The following is a 14,893-nucleotide window of genomic DNA, read 5'->3' on the forward strand; positions in this document are numbered from 1 at the left end:
AATCTCCTTCCCAAGAGTAATGAATAGAACATCCCATTTTTTTATGTTTATCTATATAGTTCTACCGGCTGATTCCCCCCTTCAAAGCATCTCTCCAAGAGCGGCTCTGGGTTTACATCATTTTCGACCCTGCCTGCCGCGGTATAGATCATCGCCATTTTCCCTCTTAAATAGCCGATTACTTCTATATTTAAGTACCGCGCCAGCTGGATGGCCTGCTTGGTTGCGGCCGTCCGCGAGCCGATAACAGGAAAGCCGAATTTAGCTGCTTTTGAAAGCATTTCATATGAAACCCTGCCGGTTGTAAGAAGTACAAGCCGATTGGGGCGCAAGCCGTTTCTCAAGGCGTGTCCGATAATCTTATCGACAGCATTATGCCGGCCGATATCCTCGCGAATGGTTATATTTCCCTCTTCATCCACAATGCAGGCGCCATGCATACCGCCTGTCTCCAAATAAAAACGGGAGTTCTGTGCAAATTCACTGCGTTTTTTTAAAAGATAGCTAAGCTGATAGGTTTGATTTGATGTGACCTTATCGAAGTTCTTTACATCTGTCATTGAAAAAAATGTAACGCCCCTGCCACAGCCTGCTGTGTAATGCTTCTTCTTTGAAAAGACCTGCTCCTCATCAAAAGCTGCGCTTAAAGTGACATGGATGCTGCCCATATCTTCATTGATGACGATGGACTCAATATCATTTGCAGCCTGAATAAATCCTTCAGAAAACAAATAGCCATATGTCCAATCCTCGAGATCAAATTTTGTCAATTGGAAAACCGCCATTTCGTACCCGTTAATGACTAATGAAATGGGATATTCGTCGGGACAACTTTTGTGGTTCATTGTTTTCCCACCACCTTTGAAGAGTATTTCTCATTAATAGAGTAATTTTAGAGGAGTTTTTTGAAAGTAATTTTTATCACAATAAATTGATTAAAATAGTAAAAAAGATGGATATTTCACTTTTTTGTCAAACACTTTCGACAGGCGAAAAAAATCAATTGCACCATTGTAAAAGTTTATTTTGGTTGTTTTTTTGCTGTTGAATTATAATAATAGGGTGATAATTAAGCCTTTTTTAGGAGGAGTACATAATGAGCATTAAGAAAGTAATGACAATTGCTGGTTCCGATTCAAGCGGCGGGGCGGGGCTTCAGGCGGACTTGAAGACGTTCCAAGAGCTTGGTGTATATGGTATGAGTGCCCTGACATGCATCGTCACGATGGATCCCAAAGACAACTGGCATCATAACGTGTTCCCAATTGCTTCAGATTTTCTTGAAAAGCAGCTGGAAACCATTCTATCTGTCGGTATCGATGCAATGAAGACAGGTATGCTGGGAACGGTCGAGTTAATTGAAATTGCTGCAAAAACCATCGATGCCCACAAGCTAGAGCGTGTTGTAATAGACCCTGTCATGGTGTGTAAAGGCGAAGACGAGGTGTTAAACCCGGAAACGACTGATGCGATGCGTGAACTTTTATTGCCGCGCTGTTTAGTGGTAACACCAAATCTGTTTGAGGCCGGACAGCTTGCCGGCATGAAAACGCCGCGGACAGTGGAAGAAATGAAAGAGGCAGCTGTAAAAATCTTTGATTTAGGGGCAAAAAATGTTCTCATCAAGGGCGGCAGCAAACTGCAGTCTGAAGAAAATGCCGTCGATCTTCTTTATGATGGCAAGGAATTCAGAATTTACGAATCGCCAAAATATAATACAACCTTTACGCACGGCGCCGGCTGCACCTACTCATCCGCGGTCACAGCTGAACTTGCGAAAGGGAAATCCGTCTTTGAAGCAGTCGAAGTGGCGAAAGACTTTATTGCCGCAGCCATCGAACAGGGCTTCCGCCTAAATGAATACGTCGGCCCAACCTGGCACGGCGCTTACCGCAGTTCAAAAAGCAAAACCGAATACTGCGAAGACTGCGCAGAATAATTTCTTTAAGAGCTGAACATGAAGTTCGGCTCTTCTTTTTTCATAAAAATGTGAAATGATCGGCAACCCCAGTTGATTGGAGCGGAAGGGGCGAGACTCCTGCGGGAGTACGGGACAGGGGAGACCCCGCAGGCGCCAGAGGCGCTGAGGAGGCTCCCCGAACCGCCCGCGGAAAGCGAGCCCCCTGGAGCAGAAATCAACATTTCCCGGAGCATTCATTTCGCATTTTTTATCCAATTTTAGTATGATAGTTACATTCTTAAAGAAAAATATCTCGTAGACTAAATCCTATTTTTTATAAGAAATAACGGGAAGGGAGGAATCAGCTTGGAACTAGTGAACACCAAACAAGTACAGGAAGCCATTAATAGCTTCGTAAATAAAGAAGTATATATTCACCTTGAAACCACAAACGGTGCCTACGCATCACATCGCAATCAATCCTTTTTTTCGGCGGGTGCTTATATCCGCAATGCCAAAGTCCAGTATGAAATAGGGAAAATTACCGGAAAAGGCCCTTATCGGGTGGGCTTAAAAATTAACCTTGGCTGGATTTACGCTGAGGGCATCACTCATTTTGAAATCGATGAACTGGGACGGCTGCTGCTTGCCGGCCATGACAATGAAGGGAAATTAGCCGTCGCATTAGAAATCAGCCCAACTCCATTTGAATAGTGGTTTCATGCGTCAGTCCTGAAAGGAGAATGTAAAATGGAAAAAGAACGCCATGTACTAGTTGTCTTTCCACATCCGGATGATGAAGCATTTGGAGTATCCGGGACAATAGCCACTCACATCAAAAATGGCACCCCCGTTACTTACGCCTGCTTAACCCTGGGGGAAATGGGCCGCAATATGGGGAATCCGCCATTTACCAATCGGGAAAATCTCCCGAAAATCAGAAAAGCGGAACTAAAGGAAGCTGCCCGCGCTTTAGGCATCCAAGATTTACGCATGCTCGGCTACCGCGATAAAACTGTAGAATTTGAGGATGAAGAAAAGCTGGCCGACGTGATGTCAGGCCTGATCGATGAGTTAAACCCATCTTTAATCATCACCTTTTATCCCGGCTATGCCGTGCATCCCGACCATGACGCCACAGGTGCGGCCGTCGTCCGCGCCGCCGCGCGGCTGCCTGAAGCCGCACGGCCGACCTTACACTGCGTTGCCTTCTCGAACGATTGCATCGAAAAGCTTGGCGAGGCCGATATCATTAATGATATAACCCCGGTTGCGGAAAAAAAACTAGCAGCCATCAAGGCACACCGCTCGCAAACGGAGCAAATGTTTGCCGACGTGTCCGAAAAATTAAAAAATCAAGACCCACAAATCATGGTCTGGATCAACAACGAGCGCTTTTGGACGTACAAATTTGATTAAATATACAAAGGGACCCGTCCTTCCGCTTTTAATGCGTGGGCAGGTCCCTTTCCTTTTAATATTCTTTATGAAGCAGGGTACAGAATTTGCACCAATCAAGAATGATGATTTTCCTCGATTTCAAGTCAATCATTTCTTCCTTTTTTAGTTTTGAGAAAACACGACTGATGCTTTCGCGCGATGTGCCAACAACGGTGGCGAATTCCTGTACAGTTAAAGGGATTTCAATCTCCCAGCGTTTGAAGTCCGTGTTAAATTTCCGTCCGAGCCGCTCAAGTGTCTTCACCGTTTTCGCATACACATCAAGCAGGGCCACATCCCTTAACTGACCAGTCATTTCCCTCAAGCCATCACTCATATAGCGGATCATTTGCATAGAAAGCTCCGGATATTGGTAAAGATCCTGCTCGAGTTCCTGCTTATCCAAAAAGAATAGCCTGCCATCCTCGAGCATCGTTGCTGTTGCTGGATAACATTCAGTCTTCTGTGTGAATAGACATGCTTCAGCGAATATATCCCCTTTTTGCTTTAAACAGACAATAATTTCATTCCCGTTCTCATCCTGCTTGGCGAGCTTTACCGACCCATCATGAACAAAAAAGACACCTCTTGCCGGTTCATCCTCTTTAATAATCGGCTCTCCTTTTTTCACCTCAAGCGTTTGGATCCTCTGTTCAATAATGCTCAGTGATTTTGGTGATAAATCTCTAAAAATCACAATCTTGCGGAGCAAGCTCTCTTTTTTTACCTCCTGGATCACAGCTAAATTCGGTTCCACCAATTTTCTAACTCGTTCCAACCTTCCCACCACCTTTACTCGTTTTTTTCCTCTTATTGTAAGACATTTCCATAAGTATTGAAGTGACAAGGTTCACAAAAAACCAAATCGGTAAAACAACACGGGAAATTTGTTTTCACAGAACGTTCATTTTTTTAAAAACGCTTAAAATATAGGATTTTCGGGTCCTTTCACAAATCGTTCATAAAACCTTAAATTCCTGTGACGGACGTCACAATTTTACAAAATACAAACGATTAGGATGAAGCTGTTCAATTGAGAAAAAGGAGGGGGAACAATTTGAAAAAGGCTCTTATTAGTTTTGCTATCAGCGTCGTGCTCGGCTTCGGGCTTGGATACCTCGTATTTGATGTCATCATGGGAAACTCCAGCGACCCTGGTAAGGCGCCGGAAACAGCCCAGGCTGTATCAAAGGAAAAAGCAGCGGATGATTCCAGCAAACCTAAGGAAACAGCCGCAACATCCAGCGCAAATGACGATAATATCCTCAATAAAAAGGGATGCCTTGGCTGCCATAGCGTGGAAGCGATCAACCTAAAAGGCGGTGCCGTCGGACCGGATCTATCCCAAGCCTTTGTAAACGTTGAAGGCAAGCACGGCAAACCAATTGAGGAATTTCTAAAAGCACCGACATCGGCTGTCATGTCAGGCGTTATCGGCAAAAATCCATTAACTGATGAAGAAGAAAAGCAAGTATTAGACCTGCTCAAGCAGGCATCTGAAAAATAAGGTGGTGTTAACCGAATGAAAAAATGGGTACCAATCGCGTCTGGACTACTAGCCGGATTCGCCGCAGCAACAATCTCATTCGCCGATTTCTCGTCAAACGCAAAGACCACGGAAACGGCATCCTCAAGCAACAAGAGCGATGCCGAAAAGGTGTATGTCCCTTTTGGCAAAAAGGATGATTATTATCTATTTGCATCCGGCGGCCACTCCGGCCAAATGTTTATTTACGGAGTGCCTTCGATGCGCCAAATCCGTACCGTTCCGGTATTCTCGCAGGATTCCGCAACCGGTTACGGGTTTGATGAACATTCCAAAAAAATGATGGGTGATTATACATGGGGCGACCTGCACCACCCAGCATTCTCAGAAACAAACGGTGATTATGACGGCAAATACATGTTTGCCACTGATGTCGGCAACAGCCGCGCCGCTGTCATGGATTTAAAAACCTTTACCGTAAAAGACATCTTGAATGTTCCTAATACAAGCGGACCGCACTGTGCAGCGTTCGTCACGGAAAATACCGAGTACATGTTCCTGCCAACCCGCTTTGCCGTGCCGCTTGGGCAGGCCTATGAATCTCTTGATGACTACAGCACAAAATACCGCGGCGTCATGTCAGCCGTTACCTTTGATGAAAAAAATACAAAGCTGAACATTGCCTATCAGGTGGCGCTCCCACCTTGGTCCTATGACCTTTCCGATGCTGGTAAAAAGAGCTCCAAGGACTGGGCTGTCATGACCACTTATAACACTGAGGAAGCAACGACCAACCTGGAAATCAACGCTTCCCAAGCGGACCGCGATTTCATCGTTCTGTTTAACTGGAAAGAGCTTGAGAAAATGGTCAAAGACGGCCAGTACGAGGATGTTGGCGGACAGAAGATGATTTACCCTGAAAAACAAAAAGGCGGCATTTATTTAGTTCCTGTAGCTAAATCGCCGCACGGCGTCGATGTAACTCCAGATGGCAAATACTTCATCGCTTCCGGCAAACTTGCGCCTTCGATGACCGTATTTTCTTTTGAAAAAGCGTTTAAAGCGATTGAAAACAAAGACTTTGCCGGTGAAAGAAACGGCATTCCGATTATTAACTACAAATCTGTGATGGAACGTGAAGTGAATCCAGAAAACGCACTTGGACCGCTTCATACACAGTTTGACGATAAAGGCATGGCCTATACAACAATGTTTATTTCTTCGGAAATCGTGAAGTGGGATCCAAAGACCGGCAAGACGTTAGACCGCGTGCCTGTCCAATATTCACCAGGTCACTCTGTTGCTGCTGAAGGAGACACTGTATCACCTGATGGCCACTGGCTTGTTGCTCTGAACAAGATTGCCAAGGACAGCTACCTGTCTGTCGGACCTTCTCACCCTGAATCAATGCAATTAATTGATATTAGCGGCAAAATGAAGGTCATCCAATCATCTCCGGTGAACCCAGAACCACACTATGCGCAGATGATTAAGGCGGATAAAATCAAGGCCATCAATGTGTATCCGAAGGATGAAAATAACAAAGAGGCTGTTTATAAAAAAGACGAAGCGAAAATTGTCCGCAATGGCAATAAAGTCGACGTCTACGGCATCGCGATGCGCTCGAAGTTCATTTTTGATGCCAAAGCGAAGCGCCCTGATGTGATTGAAGTCAACGAAGGTGATGAAGTTACGATCCATCTGACTAACCTCGACTTTGATGAGGACATTACCCACGGTTTTGCCATCAACAGCTACAACCTGAACATGGAAGTGCAGCCAGGACAGACAAACACGATGAAGTTCACAGCGAAAAAAGCGGGTACTTACCCGATTTACTGTACAAACTTCTGTTCCGCCCTGCACCAAGAAATGACCGGCTACTTCCTAGTCAAACCAAAGCAATAGTGCCTAAAGTTGGTGGTGGGTATCAATGAATGTTGGTACCCATCCCCTTTTACTTAATTATTACTATAAAAGGTGTGGTTAACTTGAATGTTAGTAAGAAGGGAAATAAATTATCTCTTATCTCCGCACTGTTAATCGGTGCTTCGGCAGCTCTCATCGTGGTGTCAATGTTTTTCCCTTGGTGGAGAATGCTATTTATCGCACCGCAATATCCGGAAGGGTTAAATATCATTGTCTATCCAAACAAACTGGAAGGCCAAATTGATATCATTAACGGTCTTAATCACTACATCGGCATGGCTAATTTCAGTGAAGAAAATTTCCCTGAGCTGGGCTACCTGATTTACATTGTCGGAGGTTTAGCAGCGCTCACCCTGATAACAGCCCTCCTCCGCAATAAAAAAGTGCTTTATGGACTGATTGGCATCTTTATGATTGGCGGTGCAGCAGGCATTTGGGATCTTTATTCTGCCCTAAAAAGATACGGCTCCAATCTAGATCCAAAGGCGCCGATTCATATGGATCCATTTGTTCCGCCTATTATCGGTGAAAATACTGTGGCGAACTTTATTACCCACAGTATCTTGGGAACAGGTGTCTACTTTGTTATTGCTGCGTTTATTTTATTATTAATTCCGTTATGGAAGGACCGAAAAGTAAAATGAAAAAATTAACGCTCCTATCTTTCATTCTTTCTCTCTTGTTGTTTATCAAACCTGAGGAATATATGGCAGCCGAACACGGAAGTCTGCAAGCGACGATCGACTCCATGAAAGAGGGAGCGGTATTGAAGCTTGAAAATAAGACGTATGAAGGTAATATAGTCATCACCAAACCGTTGACGATTATTGGCTCAGAACAGACCGTGATCCAAGGAGACGGAACAGGAAACGTGATTTCTGTTAAGGCAGCTAAGGTTCATTTAAAAAATCTTACCGTAACTGGCAGCAGCATGGACCGCAACTCGGCCGAGGAATACGCGGCGATTAAAATTTATACGAACCATAACATCATCGAGCACGTCACTATCCGCAACTCCTTTCACGGCATTTATTTAAGCCAGGCCCATCACAACACCATTGAGTATGCCGATATTAAAGGAATGGGCAAGGGCGAAATTGCTGCCCAAGGTAACGGGCTGCATGTTTATTACGCAAACGATAACCTGTTGGCACACAACAAGATCGAAGGCACCCGTGACGGGATGTTTTTCGACTACGCCAACAATAACAAAAGCTATGACAATACCATCATCAACACCCGCTACGGCCTGCACTACATGTACTCAGATGAAAATATTTTTAAAAGAAATACCTTTACGATGAATCAGGGCGGCGCGGCCATCATGAATTCAAACGGACTAACACTTGAAGACAATCAATTTATCGTCAATTACGGAAACCAATCTTTCGGATTATTACTCTTGCAAGCTAATGACAACTCGATTCAAGGCAATCTTTTTTACATGAACCAGCGGGGCTTGTATATTGACCAGGCAACCCGAAATACGATTCGGAACAACCGAATCATCCAAAACCAAATTGGCATTGAGCTTTGGGCCAGTTCCAATGATCAAATATTTACATTAAACCGAATTTCCGAAAATACCATCCCGGCTGTCACCATCGGTGGCAAGGGCAAAGGCAATGCCTGGAGCCATCATGGCAAAGGCAACGACTGGGGCAGCGCCTTCCCGCTCACCGATTTAAACCAGGACAGCATCGGCGATTTTCCAATAACCTACCACTCTTCCCTTCACCAGCTGCTGGAGGACCAGGAATTAACAAATCTATTTTTAAAAAGCCCTGCCGTGGGCATCTATGAAAAAATTAACGCCACACTGAACGACGATGAAGTTATGTTTAAAGATCCGCATCCACTGGTTTCTAAAGGCGGCAGCCATTCTTCGCTTCTATTTGCTGCCCTCGGTGTCATCGCGGTGCTGATATTGATAAAGGGGAGGGAAACACTATGCATTATATTTGGAAGGAATGGAAAGAAAATATAAGGGGTAAAGGGCTGTGGCTCGCTCTAAGCATCATTGCGCTCATTTCAATCAGTATATTGGTTCGTTCCGCCTCCCTGTCATTTGAAAAAGGCTTTTATATTCTTTTAATCAACTTGTTTGATACGATTATTTACTTTATCCCGATCTTGTGCCTGTTTATCGGAGCGTTTTCTGTTTTTCAGGAAAAAGAACAAAAGACATTGATTATGCTGTTAACGAAAAGGGATAGTTATCCGAGCTTTCTTATGCGAAAAAGCACTGGGCTTTATGCTGTTGTCCTAGTGCCACTCGCGGCTTGGTTTTTCCTATATTTATTAATGTTGAAGTTTCAATTTGCTCTCGATTTTAAAGGCTATCTCATTTTTGCGGTAAGCATTCTCGTAATGGCCGTGATTTTCCTGCAAATGGGGGCAGCGGTCGGCAGCTTTAGCCGCTCACGGATGCAGATTATTGGCTATACGATTTTTGTCTGGTTTTACTTCTTCTTCTTACACGATTTCATCCTGCTATCGTTTTTGCCGGATGTCACCTATGAAAATGTGAAATTCTTTTCGCTCGTCTACTTTTTAAATCCGCTTCAGGCTGTCCGGATGTTTTTAGAAACGGGCATGGGCGTTTACTCGTTCGGCCATATGTCGAGGATGCTGCAGGCGTTTATGTGGACTAAGCCCGCATTCTTTATGCTGGGTAACGGAGTGTTCTGGCTAGCTGTATCATTTGGGGCGGCAGTGCTGTTCAACCGCAAGGAGGGTTATGAATGATTAAAGTGGAGGGCTTATGCCAATCCTTTGGCAAAAAGCAAGTGCTCGACTCCGTCGATCTTGACATCGGCAAGAATGAGATCTGCGCCCTTGTCGGCCGAAATGGCGCAGGAAAATCGACGTTTATTAATAGTTTGCTGGGGCTGTTACCTATTAAACAAGGTTCAATTGCGATTAACGGCGCTGCAGTCTCCAAAAAAAATCATGACTGGAAAAGAACAATCGCCTATTTGCCGGAAAAATTCATGCTTTATCCGATGCTGACCGGTCTGGAGAATTTGACCTTTTTTGCCGAGGCTGTTTCGGGGAAAGCGGATGCAGCACGGGTAGACCAAGTACTTCGTGCGGTCAGGCTATGGGATGACCGGAACGAACCGGTGAAAAAGTACTCGAAGGGAATGCTGCAGCGTCTTGGTCTTGCGATTACGCTTTATCAGGATTCGAGTATTTTGATTTTGGATGAACCTACGAGTGGAATTGATCCGATGGGCCGGAAGGAAATCTTGGAGGTTTTAAGAGGCTTAAAGGACAAAACCATTTTGCTCTCGTCGCACCATTTGGATGAAATCCGCCAGGTTTGTACGCATGTTGCTTTTTTAAATGAAGGAAAGATGGAAAAATATACGGTAGATGAATTTTTAACAACACAGCAATTAGGAGGTATTGGGATATGAGAAATCGTTGGATGCACGCCGTGTTGCTGCTCATGATGATGGTCTTCGCCGCTGTCATGACCGGCTGCAGCTCGGGGCCTGATTATAAGATTGACATCACCAAGGAGCTTTATTATCAAAAGGATAAACCGTCGCCGTTTGAAATTAAAGTAACCGAGGCTGGCAAGGCAGTTACAGGGCTTACGGTGACAGCTGACCTGTCGATGGCAACTATGAACCACGGCACGGTGAAAGTGAAGTTTGCTGAAGGGAAAGACGGAACTTACGCTGCAGATGTGAAGGTTCCGATGAACGGCAAGTTTGAAGCCGCGTTCCTTTTGAAAAAAGATGGGGAAAAAACTGAGAAAGTCATCGAAATCAATGTGGTAAAGCCAGAAGGTGTAGCCAAAATAAATGGACAATGGATCACGGATAAGGATGTTTCTTTTTACAAATTTATTAATCAACTGCAACTGGAAATCAATCGCGATGCAGCCCGGAAGAATTATAGCGGTAAACAACTGGAGGAAGAGCTTGCCTATTTGGATTCACAGGAAAAGGTGCTGGATGACCAAAACAAATTGCTAACGCAAATTATCCGCCTCCGCTCGATGGCGTTGCTCGCTGAGGAAAAGGGACATAAGGTTGAGGCAGCGGAGGTCGATGCGGCTGTAGAAAAGGCGCGTGGACAATATGCGCAATTTGCCTCAGCCCAAGCATTAATCCAGCATTATGGGGAAGGAAAATTCTGGGACGTTGAAAAGCAGCAATACAAGCTAATTGTCCTTGCTCAAAAGGTCCAAAAGGATTTAGTCGACCAAGCAAAAAAAGAAAACCCTAAAGCAGGGGATCAGGAAATCTACTATCAAGCACAAAAACAATATGAAGACCTGCTTGTCTCGCAAATTAACTCGCTTAAGATTGAAATATTATAAAGTGCCAGGCACTACGAGTCTTATGAAGGACATCTCTTGCTCTGGAATCATTAAAAATGGTCTTCATCTCGGCTATGAAGGACATTTATCGCTCTGGAATCATTCAAAATGGTCTTCATGGCTATGAAGGACATTTCCTACTCTGGAATCATCCAAAATGGTCTTCAATCATGGCTATGAAGGACATTTCCTACTCTGGAATCATCCAAAATGGTCTTCATCTCGGCTATGAAGGACATTTATCGCTCTGGAATCATTCAAAATGGTCTTCATCATGGCTATGAAGGACATTTCCTGCTCTCGAATCATCCAAAATGGTCTTCATCTCGGCTATGAAGGACATTTATCGCTCTGGAATCATTCAAAATGGTCTTCATGGCTATGAAGGACATTTCCTACTCTGGAATCATCCAAAATGGTCTTCAATCATGGCTATGAAGGACATTTCCTACTCTGGAATCATCCAAAATGGTCTTCATCTCGGCTATGAAGGACATTTATCGCTCTGGAATCATTCAAAATGGTCTTCATCATGGCTATGAAGGACATTTCCTGCTCTCGAATCATCCAAAATGGTCTTCATCTCGGCTATGAAGGACATTTCCTACTCTGGAATCATCCAAAATGGTCTTCAATCATGGCTATGAAGGACATTTCCTACTCTGGAATCATCCAAAATGGTCTTCAATCATGGCTATGAAGGACATTTCCTACTCTGGAATCATCCAAAATGGTCTTCATCTCTGCTATGAAGGACATTTCTTTACCGAACCCCTTTGAAAATGTCCTTCATCTGGAATTTCCTCCATGATGCTGACACCTTTCCCTATTTATTTCAAATCCCTCAACAAAACTCGGTATAGTTTATCATCTTTTTCGTCAGGTGTACCGCGGCCGTCGGTGTTGTTGCTGACGAAGTAAAGGTATTCTCCATCTACAAACAAATCGCGAATGCGGCCCAGTCCGGTGATGACCGCCGTGGTGCGGCCGGCCGCGAGGTTAAATTCACGGACAGCGTTGCCGCGCAATGCGGCTACGTAAAGTTTCCCATTATAAGCAGCCATCCCTGATGGCGCCCATGTTTCATTCCCAGATTGAAAGAGCGGCGTCACCATTCCCGCCTTCCGCTCCGTCCCTTGAATCACCGGCCAGCCATAATTCGCCCCGGGCTTAATCCGATTGATTTCATCGTGCGCCGATTGTCCATGTTCACTTGCATAAAGCGTCTCACCAATCCAGACCAGCCCCTGCGGATTCCGGTGGCCGTAGCTGTACACATACGAGTTAGGAAATGGATTATTCGCCGGGATAGTCCCGTCCAAATTCATTCGCAAAATTTTCCCGTTGATGGATCCTCTATTCTGCGCTGATTCCGGAACAGTCGCATCACCCGTTGTCACATAAAGCTTTCCGTCAGGGCCTATTTTCATCCTGCCGCCATGATGGTAGGCTGCACTCGGGATGCGGTCCAACAGTATTCGCCCCTCATCCCATTCAGCACCGTTCCAAGTTAACACGACGACCCGATTGAACTGGCCCTGCCCCTCTTCCGAATATGTGTAATAGGCGAAGGCCTGGTGATTTTCTGCAAATTGGGGATCCAGCACAAAGCCGAGCAGCCCAGCTTCCGCTGCCTCAGCCAGCGGTTTCCGTAAAACCACTCGCTGCCGTTCCATTTTGCCGTTTTCGATTTTGGCAATGCTTCCTGTGCGCTCACTGATGTAAAATGTTCCATTTACTTTATCAATTGACCATGGTACAGATAAATTTTCAGCGACAACCTCAATATCAGGCAGAAGGACAATGGCTTCATCGCCCTCTGGTTCCTCTTCTTTTTTTTCAAAAAAGGAACAGCCTGAAAGCAGCAAAATCAAAACTAACACGATGGACCTGGCTTTGTACATTTGGAGCCCCCTTTTATAAAACGTCCAATATTGCCTTTCCTACACCGCTATTTTCATTTGTATCGGTAATCACATCGCACAGCGATTTGATAACTGGGCTGGCGTTGCCCATCGCCACTGCTCGTCCGGCTTTTTCAAACATCGATACATCATTATAATTATCGCCAATCGCCATTGTTTCCGACAAATCTATCCCTTTTGCATTGACGAAGGCCTCAAGGGCAATCCCTTTTTGAGCATTTTTATGGGTGATTTCAATATTTTCAATGCCCGATTTCGTGACCTCAAGCTCGCTAAACTCTTTTATGGCGCTGGCTGCATCGCCAAGCTTATCTAAATCAAAGGAGAATACTAAAAACTTATAAATCTGATACTCATCACTTTCAAAAAGAAGTTCATAATTTTCAATTGAATGAATCAAGCCATCTCTGATTCTTCCTCCCGCCGCGTGAACGACATAGTCCCGATCAGCTTCAGGATTGGCGCTCATCACGATGTCCACGAGAATGGAAACAGCCTTGTCGGTATCGACGGAAAAAGCTCCCTTATTCGTGTATACCTCGAAATAGATATCCTTTTCGTACAATACTGCCGCCGCATCCTTGGCCATTTGTTTGGCAATCGGGGAAGCAGAAATAATCTCTCCTTCTTTTGAGCGGACCTCAGCGCCGTTCACACAAATAACTGGGCATTTCAACCCGGCCGCATTTAAAACATAGGTCGCTTCCTGATACGATCTTCCGGTAGCAACCACCACTTCCACTCCGGCTTCCTGTGCCTTTAAGATCGCCTGTTTATTTTCCTCGGTAATCACCTGCATGGAATTCAATAATGTGCCATCCATATCTGTCGCAATACATTTCATCATGATGTTCTCCTTCATCTCTTTTCAATATTGCCATTCTACCATGAACAACTGGTATTTTCTCCTAATTGGCTCAGTTTAAGTACTTGCTGCCTTCGCGAATACTTAGAGGTGCTAATTGGTGCCCCTCTATAAACCTCCCGACGGATCCAGGATTTGTCTTCGAGTATTCCCGCAACGCCCAGCCAATTGCTTTTTGGATAAAAAATTCTTTGCTTAAGGCGTTCTCACGTATGTATTGATATAGCAGTTCATCATCCGTTTTTTCTTTATATTTCAGTTGAAAAAGAATCGCGGCTCTTCTTAGCCAGAGGTATTCATGGACTGCCCAGCCGTTAATTGTTTCTTCAATTACCTCAGGAAAGACCTGTGCAATTGTTCCAACTGGCTTTGGGGCAATCGCATCGACCGTGTCCCACCAGGATTTCATGGTGATCAACCGCTCCATGAAAGGCAAATCTGACTTGTCCAATTTGTTTAGCGACTTTTCTAAATAAACAAGTGCAGTATATTGATATTCCCGTTCTTCTTTCACCCAAAGCCCCCAAACAAAATCTTGGTTGAAAGGATTCTTTAAAATTCCGGTTTCTTTAAAAAATTGCTTTTCCATTTCTGCTCGTAAAGGTTTCTTAATGCCGAGAAATGGGAAATGCCCTTTCATATATTTTTCCATCGGCCCGGCATTTTCTACATTTCGGTTCTTCTCAAACATCTCGGTTAAGAGTGCAATCTCTTTCAATAAACGACATCCTTTCTTTTTACCTTATTTTTGGTGAAGAAACTCGTGTATAAACTAATAGGCAGACGACAAACTAACATGTGCAGAAGGAGGGATGATGATGACGAAAAAATTTAATAAAGGCAGCCGAAACCAAAATTCAGCGAGCGCCGGCCAGACGTCAGCTGAATTTGCCGCCGAATTCGTAAGCGGCGATAACAGCAAGGGAAACAAACGCAACAAGGACCAGCAAAGCAAAACAAAACAAACCCACACACATAACGGAAATAGGGCCTGACCCCCGCCGTTAACGAA

Annotated in this window: 18 protein-coding genes; 13 read left to right on the forward strand and 5 right to left on the reverse strand. The window is 44.6% G+C overall.

The annotated features are described in order from the left end of the window. Window positions 1-47: 47 nt before the first annotated feature. Window positions 48-845 (reverse strand): formate dehydrogenase accessory sulfurtransferase FdhD, encoded by a 798-nt coding sequence (fdhD, locus tag QNN06_RS30655; protein WP_213117071.1) that lies wholly within the window; start codon window positions 843-845, stop codon window positions 48-50. A 251-nt stretch (window positions 846-1,096) separates the two neighbouring features. Here fdhD and pdxK point away from each other — a divergent pair, with 251 nt between their 5' ends. From pdxK to bshB2, 3 genes are all read left to right on the forward strand, one after another. Then, window positions 1,097-1,939, forward strand: a complete 843-nt coding sequence (pdxK, locus tag QNN06_RS30660; RefSeq protein WP_284036699.1) for a pyridoxine/pyridoxal/pyridoxamine kinase — start codon at window positions 1,097-1,099, stop codon at window positions 1,937-1,939. A 327-nt stretch (window positions 1,940-2,266) separates the two neighbouring features. Next, a complete protein-coding gene (locus QNN06_RS30665) occupies window positions 2,267-2,614 on the forward strand; it encodes a YojF family protein (RefSeq protein WP_213117069.1) in 348 nt (115 codons plus the stop codon). A 36-nt stretch (window positions 2,615-2,650) separates the two neighbouring features. Further along, on the forward strand, window positions 2,651-3,319 hold the full coding sequence (gene bshB2, locus QNN06_RS30670) for a bacillithiol biosynthesis deacetylase BshB2 (protein ID WP_213117068.1): 669 nt from the start codon (window positions 2,651-2,653) through the stop codon (window positions 3,317-3,319). 55 nt (window positions 3,320-3,374) lie between these two features. On the opposite strand, the gene QNN06_RS30675 is transcribed toward bshB2, so the two are convergent. Then, window positions 3,375-4,118 carry a Crp/Fnr family transcriptional regulator gene (locus QNN06_RS30675; RefSeq protein ID WP_284036700.1) on the reverse strand — a complete coding sequence of 248 codons (744 nt, stop codon included), beginning with the start codon at window positions 4,116-4,118 and terminating at the stop codon, window positions 3,375-3,377. Between the two features lie 279 nt (window positions 4,119-4,397). Between QNN06_RS30675 and QNN06_RS30680 the strand changes: the two genes are divergently transcribed. The 9 genes from QNN06_RS30680 to QNN06_RS30720 all read left to right on the forward strand — a co-directional run bounded on the left by QNN06_RS30680 (window position 4,398) and on the right by QNN06_RS30720 (window position 11,633). Continuing rightward, window positions 4,398-4,847, forward strand: coding sequence for a cytochrome C (locus QNN06_RS30680; protein ID WP_284036701.1), 450 nt, complete (start codon window positions 4,398-4,400; stop codon window positions 4,845-4,847). Between the two features lie 15 nt (window positions 4,848-4,862). Continuing rightward, window positions 4,863-6,734, forward strand: coding sequence for a Sec-dependent nitrous-oxide reductase (gene nosZ, locus QNN06_RS30685; protein ID WP_213117066.1), 1,872 nt, complete (start codon window positions 4,863-4,865; stop codon window positions 6,732-6,734). Window positions 6,735-6,817: 83 nt separating this feature from the next. Next, window positions 6,818-7,399, forward strand: a complete 582-nt coding sequence (locus tag QNN06_RS30690) for a hypothetical protein (protein ID WP_213117065.1) — start codon at window positions 6,818-6,820, stop codon at window positions 7,397-7,399. Continuing rightward, entirely contained in the window at window positions 7,396-8,742 is a 1,347-nt protein-coding gene (gene nosD / locus QNN06_RS30695; protein WP_284036702.1) for a nitrous oxide reductase family maturation protein NosD, read from the forward strand. The genes QNN06_RS30690 and nosD overlap by 4 nt, the downstream gene beginning before the upstream one ends. After that, on the forward strand, window positions 8,706-9,503 hold the full coding sequence (locus QNN06_RS30700) for an ABC transporter permease (RefSeq protein ID WP_213117063.1): 798 nt from the start codon (window positions 8,706-8,708) through the stop codon (window positions 9,501-9,503). Before nosD ends, QNN06_RS30700 begins: the two co-directional genes overlap by 37 nt. Beyond that, on the forward strand, window positions 9,500-10,177 hold the full coding sequence (locus tag QNN06_RS30705; RefSeq protein ID WP_217032469.1) for an ABC transporter ATP-binding protein: 678 nt from the start codon (window positions 9,500-9,502) through the stop codon (window positions 10,175-10,177). Before QNN06_RS30700 ends, QNN06_RS30705 begins: the two co-directional genes overlap by 4 nt. Beyond that, complete coding sequence (locus QNN06_RS30710) at window positions 10,174-11,091, forward strand: FixH family protein (protein WP_284036703.1); 918 nt, start codon at window positions 10,174-10,176, stop codon at window positions 11,089-11,091. The genes QNN06_RS30705 and QNN06_RS30710 overlap by 4 nt, the downstream gene beginning before the upstream one ends. A gap of 56 nt (window positions 11,092-11,147) precedes the next feature. Next, complete coding sequence (locus QNN06_RS30715; protein WP_213117060.1) at window positions 11,148-11,375, forward strand: hypothetical protein; 228 nt, start codon at window positions 11,148-11,150, stop codon at window positions 11,373-11,375. Between the two features lie 48 nt (window positions 11,376-11,423). Next, window positions 11,424-11,633 carry a hypothetical protein gene (locus tag QNN06_RS30720; protein WP_284036704.1) on the forward strand — a complete coding sequence of 70 codons (210 nt, stop codon included), beginning with the start codon at window positions 11,424-11,426 and terminating at the stop codon, window positions 11,631-11,633. Window positions 11,634-11,921: 288 nt separating this feature from the next. On the opposite strand, the gene QNN06_RS30725 is transcribed toward QNN06_RS30720, so the two are convergent. From QNN06_RS30725 to QNN06_RS30735, 3 genes are all read right to left on the reverse strand, one after another. Then, window positions 11,922-12,995, reverse strand: coding sequence for a PQQ-dependent sugar dehydrogenase (locus QNN06_RS30725; RefSeq protein ID WP_284036705.1), 1,074 nt, complete (start codon window positions 12,993-12,995; stop codon window positions 11,922-11,924). Window positions 12,996-13,008: 13 nt separating this feature from the next. Beyond that, window positions 13,009-13,863, reverse strand: a complete 855-nt coding sequence (locus QNN06_RS30730; protein ID WP_217032463.1) for a Cof-type HAD-IIB family hydrolase — start codon at window positions 13,861-13,863, stop codon at window positions 13,009-13,011. 70 nt (window positions 13,864-13,933) lie between these two features. Beyond that, a complete protein-coding gene (locus QNN06_RS30735) occupies window positions 13,934-14,572 on the reverse strand; it encodes a DNA alkylation repair protein (protein WP_284038010.1) in 639 nt (212 codons plus the stop codon). Window positions 14,573-14,699: 127 nt separating this feature from the next. Between QNN06_RS30735 and QNN06_RS30740 the strand changes: the two genes are divergently transcribed. Beyond that, complete coding sequence (locus QNN06_RS30740) at window positions 14,700-14,876, forward strand: hypothetical protein (RefSeq protein WP_213117056.1); 177 nt, start codon at window positions 14,700-14,702, stop codon at window positions 14,874-14,876. Window positions 14,877-14,893 lie beyond the last annotated feature (17 nt).

The organism is Neobacillus sp. 114 (assembly GCF_030127045.1).
Lineage (GTDB): Bacteria > Bacillota > Bacilli > Bacillales > Cytobacillaceae > Neobacillus > Neobacillus rhizophilus.